24 protein-coding genes and 1 pseudogene are annotated in these 26,554 nt (G+C 42.0%); 17 read left to right on the top strand and 8 right to left on the bottom strand.

Annotated features, from left to right (window positions below):
• From C6W18_RS16645 to C6W18_RS16620, 6 genes and pseudogenes are all read left to right on the top strand, one after another.
• Positions 1–919: pseudogene (locus C6W18_RS16645) on the top strand (exosporium glycoprotein BclB-related protein); the annotation flags it as partial.
• Positions 920–1,058: 139 nt separating this feature from the next.
• Positions 1,059–2,654, top strand: coding sequence for a sensor histidine kinase (locus tag C6W18_RS16640; RefSeq protein WP_105928305.1), 1,596 nt, complete (start codon positions 1,059–1,061; stop codon positions 2,652–2,654).
• Positions 2,655–2,657: 3 nt separating this feature from the next.
• Positions 2,658–3,356 (top strand): response regulator, encoded by a 699-nt coding sequence (locus tag C6W18_RS16635; RefSeq protein WP_105928302.1) that lies wholly within the window; start codon positions 2,658–2,660, stop codon positions 3,354–3,356.
• 3 nt (positions 3,357–3,359) lie between these two features.
• Positions 3,360–4,337 carry a tripartite tricarboxylate transporter substrate-binding protein gene (locus C6W18_RS16630; RefSeq protein ID WP_105928301.1) on the top strand — a complete coding sequence of 326 codons (978 nt, stop codon included), beginning with the start codon at positions 3,360–3,362 and terminating at the stop codon, positions 4,335–4,337.
• Positions 4,338–4,528: 191 nt separating this feature from the next.
• Positions 4,529–5,827 carry an Mg(2+)/citrate complex secondary transporter CitM gene (gene citM, locus C6W18_RS16625; RefSeq protein ID WP_105928300.1) on the top strand — a complete coding sequence of 433 codons (1,299 nt, stop codon included), beginning with the start codon at positions 4,529–4,531 and terminating at the stop codon, positions 5,825–5,827.
• 181 nt (positions 5,828–6,008) lie between these two features.
• Positions 6,009–7,640 carry a M14 family metallopeptidase gene (locus tag C6W18_RS16620; protein WP_105928299.1) on the top strand — a complete coding sequence of 544 codons (1,632 nt, stop codon included), beginning with the start codon at positions 6,009–6,011 and terminating at the stop codon, positions 7,638–7,640.
• Between the two features lie 67 nt (positions 7,641–7,707).
• Here the strand turns inward: C6W18_RS16620 and C6W18_RS16615 are convergent, their stop codons facing one another.
• Positions 7,708–8,193 (bottom strand): phenolic acid decarboxylase, encoded by a 486-nt coding sequence (locus C6W18_RS16615; RefSeq protein ID WP_044139752.1) that lies wholly within the window; start codon positions 8,191–8,193, stop codon positions 7,708–7,710.
• Between the two features lie 112 nt (positions 8,194–8,305).
• Between C6W18_RS16615 and C6W18_RS16610 the strand changes: the two genes are divergently transcribed.
• The 3 genes from C6W18_RS16610 (at position 8,306) to C6W18_RS16600 (ending at position 10,601) form a co-directional block, all read left to right on the top strand.
• A complete protein-coding gene (locus tag C6W18_RS16610) occupies positions 8,306–8,863 on the top strand; it encodes a PadR family transcriptional regulator (protein WP_105928298.1) in 558 nt (185 codons plus the stop codon).
• A 104-nt stretch (positions 8,864–8,967) separates the two neighbouring features.
• Positions 8,968–10,074, top strand: a complete 1,107-nt coding sequence (locus C6W18_RS16605) for a nitric oxide synthase oxygenase (RefSeq protein WP_105928297.1) — start codon at positions 8,968–8,970, stop codon at positions 10,072–10,074.
• Between the two features lie 98 nt (positions 10,075–10,172).
• Positions 10,173–10,601 (top strand): hypothetical protein, encoded by a 429-nt coding sequence (locus tag C6W18_RS16600; protein ID WP_105928296.1) that lies wholly within the window; start codon positions 10,173–10,175, stop codon positions 10,599–10,601.
• 20 nt (positions 10,602–10,621) lie between these two features.
• On the opposite strand, the gene C6W18_RS16595 is transcribed toward C6W18_RS16600, so the two are convergent.
• Positions 10,622–10,894, bottom strand: coding sequence for an acylphosphatase (locus C6W18_RS16595; protein WP_105928295.1), 273 nt, complete (start codon positions 10,892–10,894; stop codon positions 10,622–10,624).
• A 122-nt stretch (positions 10,895–11,016) separates the two neighbouring features.
• Here C6W18_RS16595 and C6W18_RS16590 point away from each other — a divergent pair, with 122 nt between their 5' ends.
• Positions 11,017–11,667 (top strand): MOSC domain-containing protein, encoded by a 651-nt coding sequence (locus C6W18_RS16590; RefSeq protein WP_105928294.1) that lies wholly within the window; start codon positions 11,017–11,019, stop codon positions 11,665–11,667.
• A gap of 42 nt (positions 11,668–11,709) precedes the next feature.
• Here the strand turns inward: C6W18_RS16590 and C6W18_RS16585 are convergent, their stop codons facing one another.
• From C6W18_RS16585 to map, 3 genes are all read right to left on the bottom strand, one after another.
• The gene (locus C6W18_RS16585; RefSeq protein WP_105928293.1) at positions 11,710–11,847 is read right to left on the bottom strand and encodes a YflJ family protein; all 138 of its coding nucleotides are present in this window, start codon (positions 11,845–11,847) and stop codon (positions 11,710–11,712) included.
• Positions 11,848–11,981: 134 nt separating this feature from the next.
• The gene (locus C6W18_RS20120) at positions 11,982–12,143 is read right to left on the bottom strand and encodes a hypothetical protein (RefSeq protein ID WP_099727680.1); all 162 of its coding nucleotides are present in this window, start codon (positions 12,141–12,143) and stop codon (positions 11,982–11,984) included.
• A gap of 125 nt (positions 12,144–12,268) precedes the next feature.
• Entirely contained in the window at positions 12,269–13,018 is a 750-nt protein-coding gene (map, locus tag C6W18_RS16580) for a type I methionyl aminopeptidase (protein WP_105928292.1), read from the bottom strand.
• A 190-nt stretch (positions 13,019–13,208) separates the two neighbouring features.
• Between map and nagE the strand changes: the two genes are divergently transcribed.
• Positions 13,209–14,573, top strand: coding sequence for an N-acetylglucosamine-specific PTS transporter subunit IIBC (gene nagE, locus C6W18_RS16575; RefSeq protein WP_105928291.1), 1,365 nt, complete (start codon positions 13,209–13,211; stop codon positions 14,571–14,573).
• 18 nt (positions 14,574–14,591) lie between these two features.
• Here the strand turns inward: nagE and C6W18_RS16570 are convergent, their stop codons facing one another.
• Positions 14,592–15,350 carry a DUF817 domain-containing protein gene (locus C6W18_RS16570; protein WP_105928290.1) on the bottom strand — a complete coding sequence of 253 codons (759 nt, stop codon included), beginning with the start codon at positions 15,348–15,350 and terminating at the stop codon, positions 14,592–14,594.
• A 195-nt stretch (positions 15,351–15,545) separates the two neighbouring features.
• Between C6W18_RS16570 and C6W18_RS16565 the strand changes: the two genes are divergently transcribed.
• A complete protein-coding gene (locus C6W18_RS16565) occupies positions 15,546–16,049 on the top strand; it encodes a DoxX family protein (RefSeq protein ID WP_105928289.1) in 504 nt (167 codons plus the stop codon).
• A 42-nt stretch (positions 16,050–16,091) separates the two neighbouring features.
• Here the strand turns inward: C6W18_RS16565 and C6W18_RS16560 are convergent, their stop codons facing one another.
• A complete protein-coding gene (locus tag C6W18_RS16560) occupies positions 16,092–16,679 on the bottom strand; it encodes a YjgB family protein (protein ID WP_105928288.1) in 588 nt (195 codons plus the stop codon).
• A 98-nt stretch (positions 16,680–16,777) separates the two neighbouring features.
• A complete protein-coding gene (gene ltaS, locus C6W18_RS16555; protein ID WP_105928287.1) occupies positions 16,778–18,760 on the bottom strand; it encodes a lipoteichoic acid synthase in 1,983 nt (660 codons plus the stop codon).
• 578 nt (positions 18,761–19,338) lie between these two features.
• On the opposite strand from ltaS, the gene C6W18_RS16550 reads away from it, so the two are divergent.
• The 5 genes from C6W18_RS16550 to treC all read left to right on the top strand — a co-directional run bounded on the left by C6W18_RS16550 (position 19,339) and on the right by treC (position 26,535).
• On the top strand, positions 19,339–20,997 hold the full coding sequence (locus C6W18_RS16550) for a pyridoxal phosphate-dependent decarboxylase family protein (RefSeq protein WP_105928286.1): 1,659 nt from the start codon (positions 19,339–19,341) through the stop codon (positions 20,995–20,997).
• A 30-nt stretch (positions 20,998–21,027) separates the two neighbouring features.
• Entirely contained in the window at positions 21,028–22,752 is a 1,725-nt protein-coding gene (locus C6W18_RS16545; protein WP_105928285.1) for a methyl-accepting chemotaxis protein, read from the top strand.
• A gap of 79 nt (positions 22,753–22,831) precedes the next feature.
• Positions 22,832–23,218, top strand: coding sequence for a DnaJ family domain-containing protein (locus tag C6W18_RS16540; protein ID WP_105928284.1), 387 nt, complete (start codon positions 22,832–22,834; stop codon positions 23,216–23,218).
• Positions 23,219–23,382: 164 nt separating this feature from the next.
• Positions 23,383–24,819 (top strand): PTS system trehalose-specific EIIBC component, encoded by a 1,437-nt coding sequence (gene treP, locus C6W18_RS16535; protein ID WP_105928283.1) that lies wholly within the window; start codon positions 23,383–23,385, stop codon positions 24,817–24,819.
• 15 nt (positions 24,820–24,834) lie between these two features.
• Positions 24,835–26,535, top strand: coding sequence for an alpha,alpha-phosphotrehalase (gene treC, locus C6W18_RS16530; RefSeq protein WP_105928282.1), 1,701 nt, complete (start codon positions 24,835–24,837; stop codon positions 26,533–26,535).
• Positions 26,536–26,554: the final 19 nt, after the last annotated feature.

Below are 26,554 nucleotides of genomic sequence, written 5' to 3'. Positions count from 1 at the left end.
CGGGAGCCACCGGAGCCACAGGCCCAACCGGAGATACGGGAGCAACAGGAGCAACGGGAGCCACCGGAGCCACAGGCCCAACCGGAGCTACGGGAGCAACAGGAGCAACGGGAGCCACCGGAGCCACCGGAGCCACCGGAGCACAGGCCCAACCGGAGATACGGGAGCAACAGGAGCAACGGGAGCACGGAGCACCGGAGCCACCGGAGCCACAGGACCAACCGGAGATACGGGAGCAACAGGAGATACGGGAGCAACAGGAGCAACAGGAGCAACGGGAGCCACCGGAGCCACAGGCCCAACCGGAGATACGGGAGCAACAGGAGCCACCGGAGCCACAGGCCCAACCGGAGATACGGGAGCAACAGGAGCAACAGGAGCAACCGGAGCCACAGGTGCAACTGGATCGAGTGCAATTATTCCGTTTGCATCAGGTTTACCTGTCGCTTTAACAACGATTGCAGGAGGTCTAGTCGGGACATCTAGTTTGGTTGGCTTTGGTAGCTCTGCAACAGGCGTTAGCATATTAGGTGGTATCATCGACTTAACAGGTGCAGCAGGTACTCTTTTAAATATGGCATTCTCTGTACCAAGGGACGGTACTATTACTTCATTTGCCGGATACTTTAGTACCACGGCAGCATTGGCTTTAGTCGGCACGAATATTACAGTAACAGCTAGCTTATTTGCTTCACCAACACCAGATAACAGCTTCACTCAAGTAGCGAGTGTCACGTTGGCACCATCATTAACGGGGATTCTCTCTATTGGTGCTATTTCAAACGGCATCGCTACTGGTCTGAATGTGCCAGTTACAGCAGAAACAAGATTACTGGTTGTTTTCTCTGCGACTGCAACAGGCTTATCTTTAATTAACGCTGTAGCAGGCTATGCGAGTGCTGGTTTATCCATCACGTAATAGACACAAAGGGATGACTCGATTTGAGTCGTCCTTTTTGTTTGAATGAATTTTCTCTCAACTTCGTAAGAAAAAATGATATGATTTTATTAGAGTTTATTCGATGAATCCACTTGAATTAGGGGTTGTGGCGGTGAGGATGGGCAGAAGGAAAGTCGCTTTACAAACGAAAATATTTGGATTAATTATTGGGCTTTTGCTAGTTGTCATTGCTTTATTGACCATTTGTTTTGGTTTTTTGCAAACAGCAGAAAGACAGGGACAAGCTGAACAGCTGGCAGTACAAACCGCTAGAACGATATCATATATGCCGCCAATTAAAACATCGGTGGTCACATCAACGTCTCAAAATGAAGAACAGGCAGTGCTTGAGCAAATGAAGGAGCAAGTAAGAGCGCACGCTATCTTGATCACCAATCAAAAAGGAAAGGTCCTTTTTCATACGAATCATGAGGATGTAGGTAAAACCATCAGTGTATCGGAAGGAAGGAGTACTCTGCTGTTTGGAGGAACCTCCATATCGACTGGTGATTCTGACGGTGAAACGGTTGTCAGAGGCAGTGCGCCGATTATGAAAGAAACTGGACAGCACGAAGAAATTATTGGGACAGTTACCGTCGAATTTTTGAAAAAAGAGATTGATCAAGCAACAGCCCATCAACTATTTAAACTTAGTTATATAGCGCTTCTCGTTTTGCTCCCTGGCCTATTCGGAGCGATTTTCTTAACAAGGAGTATTCGAAAAGATACATTAGGGCTTGAACCACATGAAATTGCATCATTATACCGAGAAAGAGAAGCGATGCTGCTTGCCATTAAAGAGGGGATTATTGCATTTGACCGCAAAGGTGCGATGACGATGATGAATACGTCAGCTGAACACATGCTGCGCGTTTCATCAGAGCGCCCCCTTCATATTGACCAAGTCTTGCCAAATGCCAATCTTCTATCCTATTTAACGGAAGAGACGATTGAGCCTAACATAGAGACAGTCGTCAATAATAAAACCTTTGTGTTAAACGTGAAAAAAGTTAAGCAGGACAATAGAGTATTCGGAGGAATTGTGAGCTTCAGGGAGAAAACAGAGCTGACGAAGCTGCTGGATACATTAACAGAGGTAAGCCAATATTCAGAAGACCTTAGAGCGCAAACACATGAGTTCTCAAATAAGCTGTACGCCATTTTAGGCTTGCTTGAGCTGAAACAAGTGGATGAAGCGATCGACTTAATTAAGGAAGAATATACGCTGCAAAATCGTCAGCATGATTTACTCATGAAGCAAATTCGTTCTCCTAAAATACAAGCTATTTTACTCGGGAAATTAGGAAAGGCATCTGAGAAAAAGGTCCATTTCCACATTGATGAAAATAGTTCATTGGAGCCGCTACCCGCTCATTTGAGTCTATCTCACTTTATCACCATCATTGGCAATCTCGTAGACAATGCCTTTGAGGCCGTATTAAACAAGGAAAAGCGAGAAGTAGGTCTGTTTATCACAGATATTGGATTTGATATTATTATAGAAGTTTCCGATTCAGGTGATGGCATCAATGATAAGGAATTATCACACATTTTTACAAGGGGTCATTCGTCAAAGGGAGAAGGGCGAGGCTATGGACTAGCTAATGTGAAAGAAGTATTGGATGAACTTGGGGGCTGGATTGAAGTCGCGAACCAAAAAGAAGGCGGTGCCATCTTCACTGTATACATACCGAAAGGCACAAAGGGGGAATAAATTGTGATGAAGGTACTCATTGCGGAGGATGATTTTCGAATCGCTGCCATTCATGAATCCTATATACAAAAGATACAGGGCTTTCAAGTCGCCGGAAAGGCAAAAAGTGCAAAAGATATGTGGGAGGCGCTTCAAAAAGAACAGGTAGATCTCATCTTGCTTGATGTGTATATGCCTGATGAGCTCGGCACAAACCTGTTGCCGCTTTTAAGAGAACGCTATCCTGAAGTAGATGTGATCATTATCACCGCTGCAACAGAAACGATGCTTTTAAGAGATGCCCTTCATTATGGAGTGGTTCATTATTTAATCAAACCGGTGACAGCCCAAAAATTTACGCAAGTCTTAACCGAATATAAAGAAAAGAAAGACTTAATCAATTCAAAGGATGAAGTCAATCAAACGATGATCGATCTGTTTTTTGGGCAAATGCAGGAAGAACCAAAACAAAAGGATGACCGGGACCTGCCAACAGGCATCAATTCACTCACCTTGGAAAAAGTGAAAACACTGATGGCATCGGAGAATAACGGAATTACAGCGGAAGAACTCGGAGAAAAAATGGGTGCATCACGCACAACAGCGAGACGTTACGTAGAATATCTCGTGACAACGGGAGAATGCCGGGCAGAGCTTGCATACGGGATCATTGGCAGACCAGAACGAAAATATTATCCTGCCAAAAAGCAAGCGGAGTCTTAAAAGATGAAAAAAGGAATGCTCCTAGTCATCATCATCTTTCTTTCTATGACGCTCACCTTTAATGAAAAAACAGCAGAAGATTCTTTCTTGCAGCATAGCCCATTATATATTGTAGTGTCTGGTGTACCTGACGGTGGATTTGACCAAACGGCCCAGGTAATGAAATCAGTGCTTGAACAAGAGAAGCTGGTGAAACGGCCTGTGAACATCCTTTATCAAAGAGGCGGGACGGTGGATAAGGGATGGACTTATATGATGGAGCGAGATGCCAATTATATTAGTTTGAATTCAAGCTTATTATTGAGCCGTAATTTGCTTGGAAGCAGTAACGTGACAATGAATGATGTCACGCCACTTGCGATTCTTGCGGAAGAGTGGCAGGTCGTCGCAGTCCCAGTGGATTCTCCTTTTGCAAATGGGAAGGAGCTTTTAAACACACTAAAGAAGAAACCGGATTCCTTAAAAATTGGTTTTGCCCCGGACTTCGGAAATGATGATCAAATCTCGTTCGCCCGGGCTGCCGAAATGGCAGGGATTGATCCATACCGCATTCAATTTTTGAAATTTGACAGTGCAGATGATTTATTTAAGGCGCTTATTGACCATGAGGTGGATGCAGCAACAACAACGATTACAGAGGTTCGTCATGATTATGAAAAGAAGAGGCTAAAACTCATAGCGACCACAACCAATCAGCGTTTAGAGGGATTTGAAGATGTGCCTACTTGGAAAGAGCAAGGAATCCCACTCATCTTTTCTCATTGGCGTGGTGTCATGGGACCCAAGCAAATGAATCAGCACGAGATTCGTGAATGGGATCAGCTTCTTCAAAAAATGACACAGACTACGTCCTGGAAAAAGCAATTAAAGCAAAAGGGCTGGACAGGTCGCTATATGAACAGTAAAGAGGCGAAGGTCTTCATGGAAGATCAATTAAGGCGTTATGAGCAATTTATACAAGGAGAACAAGCGGTCAAATGAGACCGCTTTTTTTCATGGAATCGAGGAACAACAACGAATGCACAAAATGAACAAAAAGCATTTATCGACCAAAAAAGAATTAAAATTCATAATATTTACTTCAATTCAGGCGTCAGATATCATGACAGAAAGGGTTGGAAATGGGATACCAACAATTAATGAAAGCGTATACAACATAAGGGGTGAACAAAGTGTTAGCAATTTTAGGATTTCTTATGATGATTGTATTTATGGTTTTGATTATGACGAAACGTATGTCTGTTTTAACGGCATTGGTGTTAACACCGATTGCATTTGCTCTTATTGCAGGTTTTCATTTTACTGAAATTTCAGACATGATTGTCAAAGGTGTGCAGCAAGTCGCTCCGACAGCGGTCATGATCATGTTTGCGATTTTGTACTTTGGCATTATGATAGATGCGGGTTTATTTGATCCGATGGTGGCGAAAATCTTAAAAATCGTCAAAGGCGACCCATTAAAAATTGTTGTCGGAACAGCTGTCTTGACCATGCTTGTCGCACTTGATGGTGATGGGACAACGACGTACATGATTACAACAACAGCGATGCTTCCGTTATTTACACTGCTTGGCATACGGCCGATTATTTTAGCAGGAATTGCCGGAGTTGGCATGGGAATTATGAATACGATTCCATGGGGCGGTGCCACACCTAGAGCGGCGAGTGCACTTGGTGTCGACCCTTCACTTTTATTTGGCCCGATGATTCCAGTCATTGGCGCAGGGGTTTTGAGTATGATTGTTGTGGCATACTTTCTTGGAAAAGCCGAAAGAAAACGCCTTGGTGTCATTGAGCTTGACCAGCCGATCCATGCAAATGAAATGGCAGCGGCACTGCAAGATGACATCAAACGACCGAAACTTTGGTGGTTTAACCTAACACTTACTTTGTTATTGGTACTTTTGCTTGTATCAGGAAAAGTCAGCCTAACCGTTCTATTTGTTCTTGCTTTCTGTGTGGCGATTATCGTGAACTATCCGAACTTAGATCAGCAGCGTGAGCGAATTGCGGCTCATTCAACAAACGTCTTAGCGATTGCTTCGATGATTTTCGCAGCAGGTGTTTTTACAGGCATTTTAACCGGGACGAAAATGGTAGATGAAATGGCGATCTCCATTGTATCTGCGATTCCAGAGCAGCTTGGCGGATTTATTCCAGTCATTGTCGCGTTAACAAGCGGGATATTTACTTTCTTTATGCCGAATGATGCATACTTTTATGGGGTACTGCCGATCCTATCAGAAACAGCGGCAGCATATGGTGTCGATAAAATTGAAATTGCCAGAGCTTCTATTATTGGTCAGCCGATTCATATGTTAAGTCCACTTGTTCCATCGACTCATTTGCTTGTTGGACTTGTTGGGGTATCACTGGATCAGCATCAGAAATTTGGGATGAAATGGGCTGTGCTTGCAGTCGTCGCCATGACCGTTATGGCGATTCTGATTGGAGCCATCTCCATCTGGTAAATAGAAGAGTGTTCTGCTGTCCGAGCAGGCACTCTTTTTTAGGTCATATTGCCGAGCAAGCTTCTTTCATTTGCCCTATAGAAAGAAATGCCTGTTCCTCCTAAAGATTTATTTTTGAAAAATGCTGACACTTTTGCTGTTTTTTTCTTTATAATGCAAATCAACGAAGGGAGAGGATAGCATGTCCAAACGAAAAGGCACGATTCTTTTTGCTGCTGTATGCCTCATATCAGGCAGTTTGTCGATGGTGACCCCAGCTTCAGCTAATGCAGACACCCCTTATTATGGAAAAAGTTATGAACAGCCAGCCTCAGTCAAAAAGCTATACCCTGAGCCTGATGAGACGTTCGACACCCCTGCCTTTCAGAAAAAAGGAGACGCATTTACGACACAAGAAGAGCTTCAACACTTCTTACGTGATATTGTCCGCAAAAGTCCTTACGCCACGCAAAAAAAGATTGGAACATCCATTGAGGGTCGATCCATTCCAGCCCTCTACTTTACAAAGGATCGTCATATCTCTCCACTTTCAAAAAAGCCAACGATCTGGCTACAAGCACAAATACATGGAAATGAACCAGCCTCCGGTGAATCTGCTCTTGTTATCGCGAAACGACTAGCAGGTGATGAAGGAGAGCGTATACTGAGCCATGTCAATATCATCATTGTCCCAAGAATCAATCCTGATGGTTCTTATGCATTTGACCGCAGGCTTGCAAACGGAATGGACGGGAACCGTGATCATATGACATTAGAATCTCCAGAACTGATAGCCTTGCATGAAGAATTTAATCGTTATGCGCCAGAGGTGGTCATTGATGCCCATGAATACGATGTAGGCCAAAAGCAGTTTGAAAATGTTGGCTCATCAGGCGCCCTCAAATATCACGATTTGCTCATATTATCAGGGAAGAATTTGAACATTCCGGAAAGCATTCGTCTGACATCAAATGAGTTGTATGTGAACGGAGTTCGGGAAACGCTGACGAACAAAGGATTTTCTAACGACCTATATTATACAAACATGAGAGGGAAGGATGGAAAGATCGACCTCTATGAAGGCGGAACGGATGCACGAATTGGCCGCAATGCCTTTGCACTCTCGCCAGCTCTATCGTTTCTTGTAGAAAGCAGGGGGATTGGAATTGGAAGAGAAGACTTTACCCGCCGCGTCGCAGCACAAGTCACCACTCATGAAAAAATCATTGAGACAACGGTGAAGCATGCCAAACAAGTGAAGCAGCAAATGGTAACCGAGCGGCTGAAGCTGGTGAAAAAAGGTCTTCAAACAAACGATGACGATCAAGTGGTCATTCAAGATAGTTTCAAAGCGCCTGTGAACGATTCACTGGAAATGGTGGATATTGAGAAAGGACAAACCATTGATGTCCCTGTGCGTTTTCATAGTGCGAGCGATGCAGTTCCCGTATTGACTAGAGAACGACCGACAGCTTATCTCATCCTTCCGGGACATGAAGGGGTAGAAAAGAAGCTCAGAACATTAGGATTAAAAAGTGTCACATTGCCTGTTGGCGTGAAAGTGCCAGTACAAGCCTATCAGGTGACAAAACGAGAGGAAAAGAGCAAAACAGATATTCAGCTTGAAACAACGCTCGTTGACAAGAAACGTCAGCTGCCAAAAGGAACGAAGGTATTTGTCACGGCACAGCCACAAACCAATTTGCTGTCACTTGCCCTTGAACCAGAATCAAAAGATAGCTATATGTCATCAGGGTTTATCGCTTCAAAAGCAGGGGATGAACTGCCAGTTTACCGTTTCTTGCTTCCTCAAAAGACGTTAGGCATTCAATAAAAAAGGACTAAAATTATTTTAGCCCTTTGTCAACCATCTAGAAGCGGCACAGTGCGTGCCGCTTTTTTTATTTTCGTCCAGCTCTTATCTCATCTGTCATGCCTTCATACGGTGCTTCTGCGATAATCGTTTCGTCATTTACACCTGCATGATTCATATACGTAATGTCTGCGAATTCTGGAACAACATATTTCGGATATGTTTCATATTTTTCACGAGATTCTTTCATGAGGTCGATGTAGTCATTTTGATAGCAAACCGTGATATCTGGACGTTCATGCACCCATTTTGGGAAGAAGATCACGCCATGCATGCGTTTTTCTTCAGGCATAAAGTTCAGAGAAACGTCTGTCCCCGTTGGTTCTGTCCAAGAGACTTTGTAGACGCCTTTTGTCAGCTTCACAATATTCACTTCTTGATCACGAACCCAGCGGCCTCCAACCATTCCACTATGAATACGATAATCAATGGTGTGATCATTTTTAATGTAAATCTCATATTCCCAGCCATTTTCATACGTATAAATCATATGAAGTCCAACGAATTGATCCATGTTTATTCCTTCTTTCATTAGAATGATGTTGTTTCAAACATGTCATGATTTACATGTTTATTTTAGTGTGTATGGTATACTATTGTCAAAGAATATGCGTTGGAGGTCCGTCATGAGAGTACTGAAATATGCCATTCTTGGCTTACTAGATCAGCGTGAGCTGACGGGATATGATATCACGAAACACTTTAAGGATTCCCTTGGACAGTTTTGGAGTGCCAAGCACAGCCAAATCTACCCCGAGCTGAAGCGTCTAACGGAAGAAGGGTTTATTGAATTTGATATTCACATACAAGGAAAGAAGCTGGAGAAAAAGGTTTACCAAATCACAGAAGCAGGAAAAACGGAGCTGCATCAGTGGCTAAGGACAAAAGACCCGATTCCAGAAACAACAAAGGATGAATTTATGCTAAAAACATTCTTTATCTCCTCCATGGACAAAAAGGAAGCGGTGGATCTGTTTACACATCAACTACTAGAGCGGACCAAGAAAGTAGACATGCTTGAACAGAAGCTGAATGCTTTAACGGAGGAAGATACTTCCGCTGAATTGCTTCATTCAGCGCAATTCGGGCATTACTTAGTGCTCACAAGAGCAATTGAAAGAGAAAAAGGGTATGTCCGTTGGCTCCAAAAGACCCTTGAGCTCATGGATTCATCTATTGTCTAAGGACAATGGTCGGATGATATGATAAAAAATGGTTTGAAACAAGTGAATTTCTTAATAGAAACCGCTACAATGGATATATTCGTATTAAAGTGAGGCGAGTATGTTTGAGTAACCAAGAAGCGTTGTGGAATGAAGCAGAAGCTTTTATTTCTTTATGCTATGAAGAATTAGACAAATCAAATGAAGAGAAAGCAGCACGTCTGCATGAAATAAAAAAAGACATTGAATCTGAAGGCATCTATACTCATACGCCGGAGGAGTTAGCTCACGGGGCTAAAATGGCGTGGCGGAATAGTAACCGCTGCATTGGCCGTTTGTTTTGGTCGACGCTGCATGTTCATGATTGCCGGCATGTGAGGACAGAAGATGAGGTGAAAGATGCGCTCTTTCATCATATTGAGTATGCGACAAATGGCGGCAAAATCAAACCGTCCATTACGATCTTTCCGCCAGAGCACGAGGGACAGAAGGAAGTTGTCATTTATAATCATCAGCTTGTTCGTTATGCAGGCTATGAAACGGAATATGGCATCATCGGAGACGAGGCATCGCTTGAATTAACAAAGTTATGTGAAGCCCATGGCTGGAAAGGTGAGGGTACGCATTTTGATATTCTGCCTCTCATGTTTCAGCTAAAAGGTCAGCCGCCCGTTCTGTATGATCTTCCGAAAGAGATCATTCAAGAAGTCGAGATTACCCATCCTGAATATGAAGGATTTCGTGATTTAGGATTGAAATGGTACGCTGTTCCGATCATTGCTGATATGAAGTTAGAGATTGGCGGCATCCATTACAACGCTGCACCGTTTAATGGCTGGTATATGGGAACAGAAATTGGCGCACGTAACCTAGCGGATGAAAATCGCTACAACATGTTGAAAAAAGTCGCTTCTATTTTAGGGCTGGACACGACAAAGAATGCGTCACTTTGGAAGGACAAAGCCATTGTGGAATTGAATGTGGCGGTTCTTCATTCTTACCGCGAAGCAGGGGTGACCATTGTCGATCACCATACAGCTGCTCATCAATTCAAACAGTTTGAAAAGCAGGAAGAGAAGGCCGATCGCAAGCTGACTGGAGATTGGACATGGCTGATTCCGCCGGTATCACCAGCTGCTACCCACATCTTCCACCGGCATTATGACAATACCACTCTGAAACCGAATTATTTTTATCAGGAAAAGCCCTATCATGGGACAGAAAAAGCCTAGCGAGAGCTAGGTTTTTTCTGTAAAATGAATCCTTTGAATGATGCCTCTGTTGGGAATTTATGGTTTAATAAAAAGGAATTGAAAAAGGGGGAATGATGATGAAAAAAGTCACATTGATGATGTTAGCGGCTGTATTAAGTATGACAGGATTTTTACCGTTATGTGCTGAAAGAGCAAATGCAATTGATGTAGGTTCAGTGGTTCAAAACTCTGTCGATTTGAAGGTCACAACCGACCGTTCAACTTACTCTTCGCTTCATCCTCAAATCAATGTCAACATGGCGACAACGACAAATGAAACGCTCTATTATACAGCAAGTATACGAAAGCTTACGTTCCCAGTGACACCTGCCTTCACACACCAAGGGTCTATCTCTAGACAAGCAGCTTTCACAGCACCTACTCGTTTGTTTCTTCCTAGCAGTGGATCAGCAAATTATGATGTTCATGTGAGCCTGTACAAAGACACTTCACGTACAACGCTAATCGGTTACTATGTTGCAAACCCATTTACTGTTGTGAAATAAAAAGTACGCATCGTTATACATTATCCTTTTATCCGGAAGTTCTTATAATAGGCTAATTCGGTGAGCGGCTCCATCTGTATATCTGTCACTTTTGAAAAAGGACTTCCTTTCCGGACTGTCTCTAAGAAGTCATGAACTGCTTGCTGCTCACCTTCTACTTTTAACTCGACATGACCTTCATCTGTGTTGCGCACCCAGCCTTTCATCCCGCGATTGACGGCTTCCCCCTGAACAAAATAACGAAATCCGACTCCCTGCACCCGTCCTTTTACAATGGCGTGATAATGAATCAATGTCAACTCTCCTTTTTTCTCATCGTATCATAGCTTTCATCTTACCTTCACGCATCGACTATGATTTGGCTGTCAAACGATGTAAAATAAAAGCAATCAGACAACCGAAGGAGATGGCCATAGTGGGACAGAAAAGGTACGACATAGAAGGAATTCAAGTAGGACAACCGATCACCACTAATGCAAATGGAAAAGAAATCAAAACAGCCATCAACAAAAGACGCATTTACGAGCCTGTCTATTTGAGCAAGCTCAATTTTGAGGGAGATGGTCAGGGTGATTTGGTTCATCACGGAGGCTATGATAAAGCGATATGCGTCTTTCCATATGATCATTATGATTACTTTGAGCAATTTTTAGGGGTACCGTTACAGGAGGCGGCCTTCGGTGAGAATTTGACAGTGCATCAGCTTGTGGAGACAAAGGTGTGTATTGGAGATGTGTTTCAGCTTGGAGAAGCGCTTGTTGAGGTTAGTCAGCCAAGACAGCCTTGTGTGAAGCTATCTCTTAAGCACCGCAACATGAAGCTTGTGAAGGAAGTGCAGCAAACAGGGTATACAGGCTTTTATTTGCGTGTGTTAAAAGAAGGAATGGTGTCGCCTGATGAACCTCTTGTGTTAGTAGAGAAAGCGTCCCATCAGATTACGGTCCATGAAGTCAACGAAGTCAAATACCATCAAGCTGATCCACATAGGCTGAAAGCTGTTCTAGAAGTAGATGCCTTGGCAGATGTAGTGAGGAAGTCATTAGAAAAAAGAATCCGTCATATTTAAAAAAAGCCGTACATCAGCACAAGATGTACGGCTTTCCAGCATTTAAGAGCTTGGTTTCTTTTGCTCAAGAAGATTTGCAAGGAAATAGGTTTTAAAGCTTTGAAGCTTTCTTCCTTCATGCTTGGTCACACCAAGCTTCCTTAATTCTTCGACATACCAGCCTTTGCTACCATAATGCATGATAGAAAACTCCTTTCAATGGAAACTGCCTGCATTGTAACATCTCAAAAAAGGACGTGAAAACTGTGCAGGTGTTCAGAAATGAAAACTGATTCTATCTACCTATGATCCATGTATATGCTGGAAATGATGAATTATGAATTTGGTGGATTGAGGGTGACAATGATCATGCCGATCGTCATAATCATGATGACAACACCAAGATACGTCATCATAGATTGTTTTTTCTTGAGACCCACAACCGTTAAGATAATACTTTCGATGAAAAAGATGACACCGATGATGATGAACCACATATCAAATAAGACCCCTTTCACATATCTTTGCCTATTTTACCACAGGCATTTTTGTTTAGTCATGACAGATTCGTGAAAGGGACACGAAAAAAATCCCCTCCAGTGAAAGGAGAGGATGGATGGACTTACAGCTTCGTTAAAATAATCGGTTCGTCTTTTGTGATCACAATCGTATGTTCAATCTGTGCCACCAGGCTTTTATCTGGCGTTTTAAATGTCCAGCCATCATCGGCCTGATAAACGGATTCAGCATTTGTTGAAATAAAAGGTTCAAAGGCAATAACGGTGCCATTCTTAAACAAAGCATTATCGAAAGGATCATAATAATTCAAAATATGGTTTGGTGCTTCGTGCAGATTTTTCCCAATGCCGTGTCCTGTTAGGTTTTTAATCACTGTAAACCCTTGTTCTTTGGCGGTATTGTAAACCGCACGGCCAATTTGGTTTTGTCTTTTACCGGCTTTTGCATGCTTTAACCCTTCTAGGAATGCATCCTCCGCACACTGGCATAATGCTTCAAGCCGAGCATCACCTGTACCTAGTACGAATGAAATTCCAGTATCGGAATAATATCCGTCAAGCTCTGCTGAGATATCAATATTAATGAGGTCGCCCTCTTGTAAAATGGTTTTTTCACTTGGAATACCATGTGCGACTTCATCGTTCAAACTAATACATGTGGTACCAGGGAAGTCATATTCCTTTTCAGGCGCTGAATTGGCTCCATGCTCTTCTAATATTTTTTTTCCAATCAAATCTAATTCCTTTGTAGACATGCCTGGTTTTGCTTGGCTTTTCATTTCTTCTCTTGCCAAAGCAACAATTCGGCCAACTTTTTTTAAGGCTTCTAACTCATGATCATGTTTGACAATCACTGCTCATTCCCGCTTTCTATAACTTCATTCTATTCAATAGCTTACCACATTTTACGCAAAAAGAGTAAAGGGCGGGACTTCAATTAGATATGGACAAATTGGTATAGATAACTAGATGTGCATATGATATATTTTTTATGAACATCATGAGAAATTTGCTCATGATGATGACGAAGGGGGGAGACATCAGATGGTGTTTCAGTTTTTTCAAAAGTTAGGAAAATCATTTATGCTTCCAATCGCTGTGCTTCCGGCAGCAGGCATTATTTTGGCCATTGGGCGGGAGGATGTATTCAATATCCCGTTTATTCATGCGGCAGGTAATGCAATTTTTGCGAACTTGGCTTTAATTTTTGCAATGGGTGTGGCGATCGGCATTTCAAAGGATGGTAACGGGGCAGCGGCGTTATCAGGTGCCATCTCTTACTTTATTTTGTCAGCCGGTACAACGTCGATTAACTCAACCAACAATATGGGGGTATTGGGTGGTATTTTATGCGGGCTTTTGGCAGGTTACGTTTACAATAAATTTAAGGATACAAAACTGCCGGAATACTTAGGCTTCTTTAGCGGAAGACGACTTGTGCCAATTATGACAGCACTTTTCACCATTTTATTAGCAGCCGTTTTCGGATATGTATGGCCTCCGATTCAAAGTGTGATCAATGATTTAGGGGAATGGATTTTAAGTCTTGGTGCAACGGGTGCGGGGCTGTTTGGTTTCTTTAACCGATTGCTGATTCCACTAGGACTTCATCATGTGCTTAATAACTTATTCTGGTTTCAATTTGGGGACTTTAACGGGGCAACAGGGGACTTAGCGCGATTCTTTAAAGGAGACCCAAGTGCAGGTGTCTTTATGACCGGCTTCTTCCCAGTGATGATGTTTGGTCTGCCAGCGGCATGTTTAGCCATGATTGTAACAGCAAAGCCAGAAAAGCGAAAAGCAACAGCTGGTCTGATGATTGGAATGGCGCTAACGTCATTTATTACAGGGATCACAGAACCAATTGAATTTTCATTTATGTTTTTATCTCCACTTTTATATGGTGTCCATGCTATATTAACTGGTCTGTCGCTCTTTATCGTGAACACCCTCGGAATTCATAGCGGCTTCGCCTTTTCAGCAGGTGCGATTGATTACGTCTTAAGCTTTGGCATTGCTCAAAAACCGATCATGCTGCTTGTGGTTGGGGTGATTTATGGCGTTATTTACTTTGTCGTCTTCTATTTCCTCATTAAATTGTTAAAGCTGAAAACACCAGGCAGAGAAGATGATGACATTGAAGATATCCCAGCAGATGATACAAATACTACCGGAGCGAGTATGCTCGTAGAGGGACTTGGCGGCAAAAACAATATTACCCTCATTGATCATTGTGCTACCCGCCTTCGCTTAACAGTAGAGGATACGAATTTATTGAACGAAGGCACATTGAAAAAAGCAGGTGCCAAAGGGGTACTAACTTCAGGGAAAACATCCGTACAAATTATCATTGGAACGAATGTGGAATTTGTCGCAGATGATCTCCGCAAGGAAGTCGATCGAGATTAAAAAAAGCGTTCAGCCAGGTCAAATGGGCTGAACGTTTTTTTGTTTTCGCTGTTCGATGACTAGAACAATACTGATGACAACAAGTAAAAACCATGAACTGATTTTCCCTAGATGTACGAGAGACCAAGCGTGCTGTTGATTTGGGTATTGCCATGCCCCTAAAAAGGTGGTGACATTTTCAGCAACCCAAATGAAAAAACCAATCAAGAGAAATGAAACAACAAGCGGCATTCGAAAGGCAGATGAACCAACCTGAAAGGAAACCACCGTTTTTCGAAACACCACAACAAGGAGCAATGTCAGCCACCAGCGAAAATCATAGATCCAGTGATGAGTAAAGAAATTTAGATAAATACATAAACTGATTCCAATTGAAAGAAATGGATGAGGCCAAGCGGTCACCTCTACACGAAGTCGTGAAAGTGCCTGATAAATATAGCTTGCCACGCTCGCATACATAAAGCCGCTATAGAGAGGAACCCCAAAGATTTTCGTATAAGCATCCTCAGGATAGGACCAAGAACCCATATGTACTTTATAAATTTCTAAACCTATTCCAATGAGATGAAATAAACAAATGACCTTCAGCTCAGTCAACGTCTCTAGCCGAAGCGTCAGCATGAGGATCTGTGCCATGAGACAAAGCAGAAGAATGAAATCATAGCGATGAAGAAAAGGAATAGACACCGTCTTCGATAGTGCAAGTGCTGCAAAGATCATGACGGGGAATAGACACGAGATGGCCTGTAAATAGGCGAAGCGGAATAATGTTTTCATACATGTTCAAACCCCTTTTATCTGTCTGAAATGATTTAGACGGTTAAAGGAAGGGAAAAGTTTACCTCGATTAGATATTCATGAACAATTTGTGAATATATATGTGAAAAAGATCACAAATTAAATATTACGTAGTATAATAAGATCATAAAGAAAATGTGAAATATTTCACATAAATTAAAAGGAGGCATCATCATGTTTACAAAATTCTTACAAACGAATGTATGGGCAGCCGTTATCCTTTTGGCAGCAAGACTTTATATCGGATGGACTTGGCTGACATCTGGTATTGGAAAACTAACAGGCGGATTCGATGCATCAGGATATTTGCAATTTGCGATATCTGAACCCGTTGTCAAAGATGGCCATCTTGTTTATCCGTTCTATGTATGGTTTTTAGAAAATGTCGCTTTGCCAAATGCCGGACTATTCAGTGCCATGGTCATGTGGGGAGAAATCTTAGTTGGTCTAGGATTAATTGTTGGATTGTTCACAACAACGGCAGCCTTTTTTGGAAGCTTGATGAATGTCTCTTTCTTACTAGCTGGAACCGTCTCTGTTAACCCGCTTCTTCTTCTGATCGCCGTCTTCATCATGGCAGCGAAAGGGAATGCCGGAAAACTTGGCCTTGATTATGTAGCAGGCCCAGTCCTTAAGCGAAAACTGCAAAGAAAGCCGCATCTAGAAGTGGCATCTTAATAAAGGAAAGCATCCTGAGCGAGAACTCAGGATGCTTTTTATTTAGGAACCGGCTTTGATGAGGTTAATATGCACCACAGTCAGCTCGTGCTGGCTGATATCTGGATCATGTCCGACGATAAATTCGAGCTCATAATCACCGGTGTGGTAAACGTATTTCTTCTCTTTTGTTTGTGGGATGGTGCTCACTGAATCGGCCGGTCCAAGCTGTTTTTTTAATAGGGAAGGTGTCATTCCGCCGATATTCGTTTCTTTTTCTACATTTGTACCGAAATAACGAATTTCGTCAATTTTGCCTTTTTTGTCATAGTGAAAAGCAAATCCTGGATTCCCCATTTCAGCATGATACAAATCAAAGCTGCTTTGACCTGTTTCTGGATAAGGCTGTCCTAGTTTATGATGAACGTCTTTTTTTGTTTGAACGCCTATTTTGAGCCCTTCTGCATAGTAGGGCATTTGTCCTTTATGCGCCAGCTCATAAATGCTGTTTAGCGCGGCTTGAGGACCTTGGGGAATGGATTGTTCTGCCGCCGTTTTGGTCATGGCGTGTGCTGAGATCGCTGGGCTGAAACCGAATAGGGCGGAAGAAGCAAGTGAGGCGGATACGACAAAAGATGCTGTTTTTTTCATGAAAAATCCCTCCTTGATCTCCTATACCCGGTGCAATAAGGATCAAACGTCAAAAGAACCAGCTGATCAAGGATCGGCTGGTTCTTTGATGAAGAAAGTTATTTTGAAGAAGAGCTGGATTCATCTTTGGCGGAAGAGGAATCTTCTTCATCCTGTACTTTCTTTGTATAGTCATACTTATTGCGATCAATCGGTGTAAAGCCTTTAGGCTTGTAGAAACGGAGTAAATCTTCAGTGACGATCTTATCAGATGTCTCTAGCATCTTTTTCACCGTTTCATTTTCTTGTGATGCTTTTTCAGTTGGCTCGATTTTCTCGCCTGTTTTGTTGCTGTAATAGCTATTGCCTACTTTCGTGTAGTCCTTTGACACGAAGTCTCCATTTCTAAATGGCACAAGCTCTTTAAAGTTCTTCGATAAGATATCAGAACCAGACATTAAATAGTTCTTCGTATCATCGCCGAGCAGGTGCAGAAGGGTTGGAGCGATATCGACTTCACCAGAGTATTTATGAATCTGTCCGCCTTTCACGCCTGGCACATGAATAAAGAGCGGCACACGCATGAGCTGGGCATTTTCATAATCTCCAATTTTTTGTCCAGTCACTTTTTCCATGGCTTCATTATGGTTTTCTGAAATACCGTAATGGTCGCCATACATAATGACCACTGTATTGTCATATAGACCAGATTTTTTTAAGTCTTTGAAGAACTGTTCAATGGCTTCATCTAAATAATGAGCAGATTGGAAGTAGTTATCGACGACAGAGTCTCCGAAATCACCAGGTTCGAAATCGGTATCACCTTCATCCATGCCAAATGGGAAGTGGTTCGATAACGTAATGAATTTCGAATAAAACGGCTGCTTTAGATTTTCAAGCATTGGCATTGATTCTTTGAAGAACGGTTTGTCTTTCAAACCATAGTTCTTCGTATCTTGCTCGTTCATATCGTAGTACTCAGAATCGTAAAATCTGTCATATCCAAAGGACTTAAACATTTCATTACGGTTCCAGAAGGTTTTCGTATTCCCGTGGAATTCTGCTGACATGTATTGATCCTTCTTCAAAATACCAGGAAGTGCCTGATACGTGTTTTGCGCTTTGTTAATAAAAACAGAGCCTTGTGATAATGGGAATAGCCCAGTATCCATCATAAATTCGGCATCAGACGTCTTTCCTTGTCCTGTTTGATGGAAGAAGTTATCAAAGTAAAACGTTTTGTTGTCATGTGCCAATGAATTAAGGAATGGAGTGACTTCTTTTCCGTTCACTTTGTAATCAATGACAAAGTTTTGCAGAGATTCAAGAGAAATCGTAATCACGTTCATGCCCTTCGCTTTCCCGTAATAAGCCGGGTTTGGATCAGCGCTGTTCGCTTTTAAATAATTCTCTACATCTGTCACATCATTTGAATTTGCCAGTGCACGCTGGCTGTTTGATTTCACATTTTGAATGGCATCAAACACGGTAAAGTTATAAGCACCCAAATATTTGACTAAATAATTGCGGTCGAACGATCTTGATAAGAGTTCTGGACGATCAATCTCTGCAGCGACTAAGTTGACAACAAAGATCACAACAGAGGACGCAAGAACGAGTCTAAACGATTTTGACTTTTGAACAGGTACAGTTGCTGTACTTGTTTGCTGCTGCCTTTTCATGCGGACTGCGAGTACGATCAAGATGATTGTATCGATAAAGTAAAACACATCAGTCCAACGCATGAGTGAAAATGCACTATCACCTAATTGTCCGCCATTCGTTCCTGCCTGCATCACAACAGGCAGCGTGATAAAGTCATTGAAGAATCGATAGTACACGATGTTTGCGTATAGTAAAAAAGACATGAAAAAGTGAATCACAATGATAGCGGCAGGCTGCCATTTTTTCTTGAACAATAAAGCAAAGCCAAGAAAGAACAAGCTGGAGCTAATAGGATTCACGAAAAGCAAAATATGCTGAAGCATATTTGATATACCAAGTTTGAATTCGATTAAATAAGCTGTATACGTTTTGAGCCAGAGTAAGATGGCTGCAATCACAAAGAAGCCGAGGCCTCTTTTTTGAATAAATGTTTTCATATAAACACTCCTTTTCTCCGTTAAACGGAAGAGGCGGAACGAAAGAAAACGAACCATTAGAATATACCACGAAATCCACAAATAGAAAAGTCATAACCGGTGAAGAGCGACAGCAGCCTGTCCGAGCAATAAAAGGAGAGAAATCGAAAATATTCGATCTTCGAAAAACTTTTTATGAAATTTATCCTAATATTAACAGAAAATTCAGTAATTTTCCTGTTGTTATATCAATAAAACAGGTAAAAAGACACAAGTCTAAAGAATTAATTTGATTTCTACAATGGTGCTTTTGAGAGAATTTCCAGTGTTTATTAATGTTTATGCAGGTTAAGTAAAAAAAATGAATAAATGAACAGTGAATTCAGGTGGATAAAAATTCCTGATAAATAATATATCGATATATTTTATTGTTTCACAAACAAAATGGTTTTGATGTGTTTTGTAAGGGTTTTATTTATTTTGATGAGTGAACAAATTATCCGAATATACTTAAGTGAACATTTTGAGACTATAAACTTTTCAATTGAAGTCGATATAGAGATTGACAGGAAATCTTCCATTGAAAGGATTGATAGTATATGACTGTACGAGCAGAGAACCTCGTTCAGAACTGGTTTCCGAGTGAGGACGGAAATGCAGAAGAGCGTAAAGAATTTATCAAATTAATGGAACAGATCATTTCAGGGGTCGATCACCTGAAAGATCCGAACCGTGCTCACCTAAAGGGTGAAAAGAATCGTGGAGAGGATTTTTATCAAAAGCTCACTGAAACAAGTCAAATTCCGGTGAACGGACAAAAAGCGGAACTTGTGAATGAAGAATTACTTGAGCTTTTACATAACCATCCATACCACACAAAGTATTTCTTTACGAACATTTTGCCAATGGCAAGCACACCAGGAATTCTAGGCATGCTGACAGCGATGCTGGTAAATGGAAACAACCTATGGGATGTTTATGGACCAGCAGGTGCGGAAGCTGAGGTCAAAGTGGTCTCAATGATGTCTAAGCTCATCGGATATGATCCAAGTGTGAGCGGGGGATACACAACATGGGGAGGACAGGGAGCCATTTTTTCAGGACTTCGTTTAGCGATTTCAAAAGTTGCGCCGGAGTCACTGCGAAAAGGTGTCCCGCAAAATCTTTATGCGTTTTGTTCTGATGCTGCACATTACAGCTTATTTAAGTCAATGGAAGCAACAGGACTTGGCACTGACAACTTGATCAGAATTAAGACGAATAAAGATCATTCAATGGATATGGAAGATTTGCGTTGTCAAATGGAACGTGTTGCACAAAATGGCGGAATTCCCGTTTATATTGTAGCAACAACCGGAACAACAGATGCCATTGCAATTGATGATGTAAAAGGGGTACGTGAAACAGCAGAAGCTATGGCTGAGAAGTATGGTCTAAAGGTGCCGCATATTCATGCGGATTCAGCGCTCGGCGGATTCTTTGCTTTCTTTAATGAGTATGATGTATCTGAAAACCCGCTGCAATTCTCAGAAGGTGTTCTTCGTATGCTAAAAGAAATCAAAGCGAAATTCCAGCACCTTTCTCTTGCAGATTCGATGTGCTTTGATTTTCAAAAGCTCGGTCAAACACCTTACACATCTAGTTTATTCTTAGTGAAAAACGCTGCTGATTTAAAGCGTTTAGACCTGGAAGAAAAAGAAACACCATATGTTGGACATAGAGGCTACGGGGAATACCATACGGGCTATACACTAGAATGCACAAGAATGGGAAGCTCTATCAGCATGCTGAGTGTACTGTTAACGTTTGGGATTGAAGGCTATCAGCGCTTGCTCGGGCAATTTTTAGAGGTGAACCTTGCATTCAGAGAAGCACTCAGTCAGGAAATTCCGCAAGCAGAAGTCGTAAATGATGACAACGTCGGAATGGCTACATTGTTTAGAATTTACCTAGACGGCTCTCCGCGCTTTAAAGAAGAAATTTCCGGCGAGGCGACTTCAATGGAAATTGAGCGGAACAATCAATTAAACAAAATGCTGTTTGAAAAGCTTGGAGAGAAAAGAGACGAAATGTTCTTTGGCGATACAACGAAGTTTTTACTTGTGAACGCGAAAGAAGGTCAAGAATTCTATCTAAGTGTAAGTAAGTTTTTTGTGATCTCACCTTATACGTTACCGGAGCATATCCCTCATATCGTATCTTATTTAAAAGATGTAATTGCATCTGTTTGTGGACAATTTGAAAGTGTACATGCTTAAATCAATCTGAGAGTGGAGATGTAGAAAAAAATGGCGAAACAAAGGAAATTTGGAGGACTCACGATATCCTCCAAAATCATGTCAGTCGTTGTCGGAACATTACTCGCAACCGTTGCACTATTCGTTCTAACATTTTATCTAGTCAGCCAGGATTTATCATCCCAGTTATTAAAGCAATTTGATTATCGATTAACAACAGATATTGATACAGCAAAAAAAGAAATCGATCATATTGATGGAAACGTCCTGAGCATTAGCGGGAAGGATGATCCGATTTATGTGGAGATCAAAAAGAAATTCACAGAGCTTCAAGAAGATCATACGCTTGAGAACTTATACGTGTTATCAAATAAGGGTGGTAAAGAAAGAATCGTTGTATTAACCGGGGAAGACAATGATTTTGATCAAGATTATGTATTTTCAGATGAGATGAAACAAGCTCTTTCTGAAGATAAAATAGTCAAAAGTGATATTTACAAAGATTCATTTGGAACACATAAATCAGTCTTTTTACCAATCAAAGATTCAGGCGGTGAGCTGACGGGGATTCTAGGAATTGATTTAGATGCGTCTGTTGTACCTGAAACAACGAAGAAGCTGACGATCTATATCACGGTTGCATCTGCCATTGTGCTCATCGGCGGATTACTCTTCTCATTCATCATGGGAAGAAGAATTGCGAAACCAGCACGTTCATTGATGGAATCAGCGAACCGTATTGCAGATGGTGATTTAACTGGAAAGATAGAGGTTGAAAGTAAAGACGAGATCGGTCAATTAGCTGCTTCCTTCCAGAAAATGCAGGGACGGATCAAAGAGCTCATTGGGAAGATTTCCAACTCATCAAGCGAAGTGTCGAAAATGTCTTCACAGCTACGCACCGTGACGAATGAATCAAGCCAAAGTGCGCAGCAAGTGTCAGAAGCGATGACGAATATGAGTGAAGGAATCAATGATTCTGTAGCAAACATTACAGACTGTACGACCTCTGTTGCGGAAATCGATACTCAAATCGAAGGCGTAACGAAAGAAGTAGATGAAATGAAATCTGTGTCATCAGAAGTACAAGAGCAGTCAGAATCTGGTCAAAAACTGGTGCAGCATGTCCTTGAACATCTCAACATGCTCCACGACATGATGACAAGCTCAAAGCAGGCAGCAGAAGAATTACAATCACATTCAACAGAGATTGAAAGTGTCATCTCCATTATTACCGACATTTCAGCGCAAACGAATCTGCTTGCACTGAATGCTTCAATTGAAGCGGCACGTGTTGGAGAAGAAGGAAAAGGATTTGCTGTTGTGGCAGATGAGGTGCGTAAGTTAGCAGAGCAATCAGCTGATGCAGCTAAAACTGTGTCAGACCTCGTTACTGGCACACAGGAAAACAGTCAGCGTGTTCTTGAAAGCGTAGAGGAAAGCAGTAAGGCAGTGGAAGAAGGACGTGAGCAAATGAAAGGCACGTCACAGAACTTCGCTGGTATTTACGATGGAGTGTCTCAATTTGCAAACAGAACGAACAATTTGCTTCAATCCATCAAGCAGGTAGAACGAGCATATCAAACGATTTCTACATCGATTGAACAAATTTCGGTTGTGTCAGAAGAACATGCTGCGAGCTCACAAGAAGTAGCGGCAGCAACAGAACAGCAAAGTGCTGGCATGCAGCAAATTTCAAGTGCGATTGAACAGCTCTCTGATATGTCAGAGGACTTGGCACAGATGGTATCCACTTTTAAAATCGACAATAAATAACGAGAAAGCTGGCTCTTGTGAGAGAGTCAGCTTTTTTGCTATGCTTAATCAAATACATGCGGCCGAAAGGAGAAGCGCCATGGATTTTACGCAGAGAATATCAGAAGAACGGATTAAAAAAGCAATGGACAATGGAGCTTTTGAAGGTTTAGCTGGCTTTGGGAAACCTCTGCCAAAGGATGACGCTGCTCATGTACCTGAAGAGCTGAGAATGGGCTACCGTATCATGAAAAATGCCGGCTTTGCTGGGGAAGAAACGGCACTTAAAAAAGAACTCATGACCGTCAAAGAATTACTCAAAACCAGTATAGATGGAGAGGAAAGAGAAAAACTTTCTCTCATATGTGAAGAAAAACAAAAACGTCTGGATGAACTCACATCAAAGCGCCAAACGTTTGCCCGTCCAGCCTCCTCCTTTTATAAAAATAAGGTCTATGAAAAATTAACAGAGCATAAAAAAAGATGATCACACGCTGCCTCTCTTAGCACATTGAGGGAGCTTTTTTTATGAAAGCGCTACATTTAGTTGTTGACTACATGTATATACAAATATAAAATATGAAATAAACATGTATATACAAGTTTATTGATTCTTTTTTCTTATAAAAAAACGGTCTCGGAGGGGATAGCATGGCTGATTATCAGGCAGCAGCAGATCAGATTGTAAAAGCCATCGGCGGCAAAGAAAACATTGATCAAGCGACACATTGTGTGACAAGACTGCGCTTTGTGCTGAAAGATGAAGGAAAGGTTGATGAGAAAGCACTTGAACAAATTGAAGAAGTGAAGGGATCTTTCTCAGCGAATGGACAATACCAAGTCGTCATTGGCCAAGGGGTTGTCAATCGGGTATATGCTGAAATGGTCAAACAGACAGGGATTGGGGAAGCAACAAAAGAGGACGTCAAGCGTGCCTCTGATCAGAAATTAAATCCATTACAGCGTGCTGTGAAAACGCTTGCGGATATCTTTATTCCGATCCTTCCTGCTATCGTCACAGCCGGTTTATTAATGGGGATTAATAATATTTTAACGGCTCCAGATATTTTCTTCGATCAAAAATCAATTGTGGATGTGTATCCGGCTTGGGCTGATTTAGCGAATATGATCAACCTGATTGCGGGCACTGCCTTTACCTTCTTGCCGGCATTAATTGGCTGGTCGGCTGTGAAGCGATTTGGGGGAAATCCGCTTTTAGGGATGGTCCTTGGACTGATGCTCGTACATCCTGACCTGTTAAATGCGTGGGGCTATGGAGCGGCTGAAAAGTCTGGTGACATTCCTGTATGGAATTTGTTTGGACTTGAAGTGCAGAAGGTAGGATACCAAGGACAGGTTCTTCCGATACTTGTCGCCTCCTATTTACTTGCAAAGCTCGAATTATTTATGACTAAGCGGACACCTGAAAGTATTCAGCTGTTAGTCGTTGCACCGATTACGTTATTACTCATTGGGTTTTTATCGTTTATCGTCATTGGACCCATTACATTTGCGATCGGAAACGTTTTAACATCTGGACTTGTGACTGTATTCCAGCAATTCGCAGCACTTGGCGGTCTTTTATACGGCGGGTTGTATGCAGCATTAGTCATTACAGGTATGCACCATACATTCCTAGCTGTCGATATTCAATTGATTAACTCAAAATTGCATGGCACGTTCCTATGGCCGATGCTTGCACTGTCCAATATCGCACAAGGATCAGCTGCGCTTGCGATGATGTTTGTCTTAAAAGATGAAAAGCAAAAAGGACTCTCTCTGACTTCAAGTATTTCCGCTTACTTAGGGATTACCGAGCCGGCGATGTTTGGGGTCAACCTGCGTTATCGATTCCCGTTTATTTTTGCACTGATTAGCTCAGGGTTAGCTGGTATGTTTATCGCCTCTCAAGGTGTGCTGGCAAGCTCGGTCGGAGTTGGAGGCATTCCAGGAATCTTCTCAATCATTCCAAAATATTGGGGCGCTTTTGCAATAGGAATGGTCATTGTTCTCATCGTTCCATTCATTGGTACCCTATTATATGCAAAACTAAAAAAGAAAAAGGATTTTTCACAAGAACTTAACTAGTGGTGGTGAAGGAAATTGAATCAACAAACAAACGAACCGTGGTGGAAAAAAGCGGTGGTCTATCAAATTTATCCGAAGAGCTTTTTAGACACAACAGGCTCTGGTACAGGTGATATCAATGGCGTGACGAAAAAGCTCGACTATATCAAAGAGCTAGGGGCGGATTGTATTTGGCTAACCCCTATGTATGACTCACCACAGCATGACAATGGCTATGATATTAGTGATTATACAAAAATCCATGTCATGTATGGCACAATGGCTGATTTTGAACACATGCTGAAGGAAGCGCATGAACGGGGAATACGAGTCATCATGGATCTAGCCGTGAACCATACGTCGATTTTCCATGAGTGGTTTCAAGCCTCCCGAGAGTCGAAGGATAACCCGTATCGAGACTATTATATTTGGAAGGAGCCGAAAGCGGATGGCTCCCCTCCGAATGACTGGCAGTCAAAATTTGGCGGGCCAGCGTGGGAGCTAGATGAAGCGACAGGTGATTATTATCTTCATTTATACGATGTTACCCAAGCGGATCTCAATTGGGAACATGATGAAGTGCGCAGGCAAGTATATGACATCATGCACTTTTGGTTTGAAAAAGGAATTGATGGATTCAGGCTGGATGTCATCAATAATATTTCAAAGGATCAACGGTTCCTAGATGATGCCGGGCAATCTGTGCAGGGGGACGGGCGGATGTACTATACAGATGGTCCGAGAATTCACGAGTTCCTGCATGAAATGAACGAGGAGGTTTTTTCGAAATACGATAGCATGACCGTTGGTGAAATGTCTTCAACGAATATCGCAGACTGCATTCGGTATACAAGACCGGATCGGCAGGAGCTGGATATGACGTTTAACTTTCATCATTTAAAAGTAGACTATCCAAGCGGTGAAAAATGGGCCATTGCGCCATTTGATTTTCTAGAGTTGAAATCAATTCTGTCAGAATGGCAGATGAAAATGCATGAGGGCGGCGGCTGGAACGCACTCTTCTGGTGCAATCATGATCAGCCGCGTATCGTCTCCAGATACGGTGATGATGGCACGTATCATCAGCAATCAGCGAAGATGCTGGCGACCACCATCCATTTGATGCAAGGCACTCCGTATATTTATCAAGGTGAAGAAATTGGGATGAAGAATCCTCGTTTTGAGGACATTTCGTCATACCGCGATATCGAATCACTGAATATGTATGAAGCTATGCTTGAAAAAGGGAAAACAAAGGAAGAAGCTTTGGCGATTTTACAGGTCAAATCAAGAGATAACGCAAGGACACCTATGCAATGGACTTCGGAAAAAAATGTGGGGTTCTCAAAAGGTACACCTTGGATTGAACCAGCTCAAAACAATATTTCAGTAGAAGCTGCATTAAAAGACGAGACGTCGGTTTTTTATCATTATCAAGCCCTTTGCAGACTTCGAAAAGAACTTGATGTGATCACCTATGGGAGCTTTACTTTACTGCTTTCAGATGATCCAAAGGTGTTTGCGTATGTGCGAGAAGGCAAAGATGAGAAGATTCTCGTGATCAACCATTTTTATGCAGGCGAGACGGACTTTACACTTCCAGATGAGCTTGCAAAGGATGTCAATGAAATGGAAGGGCAAGTCCTGCTGTCCAATTATGAGGATGTGCCGGCAGATATCAAGGGATTTACGTTGCGCCCATATGAGTCAATCGTTTATCATTTAACCAAACGCTAGTAAATGGGGCGGAGGGAAA

The organism is Bacillus sp. LLTC93 (assembly GCF_002993125.1).
In the GTDB taxonomy this organism is placed as follows: Bacteria; Bacillota; Bacilli; order Bacillales; family Bacillaceae; genus Bacillus; species Bacillus zhangzhouensis.
The sequence above is the reverse complement of the archived record's forward strand: the minus strand, read 5'-3'. Positions and strand labels throughout refer to the sequence as shown.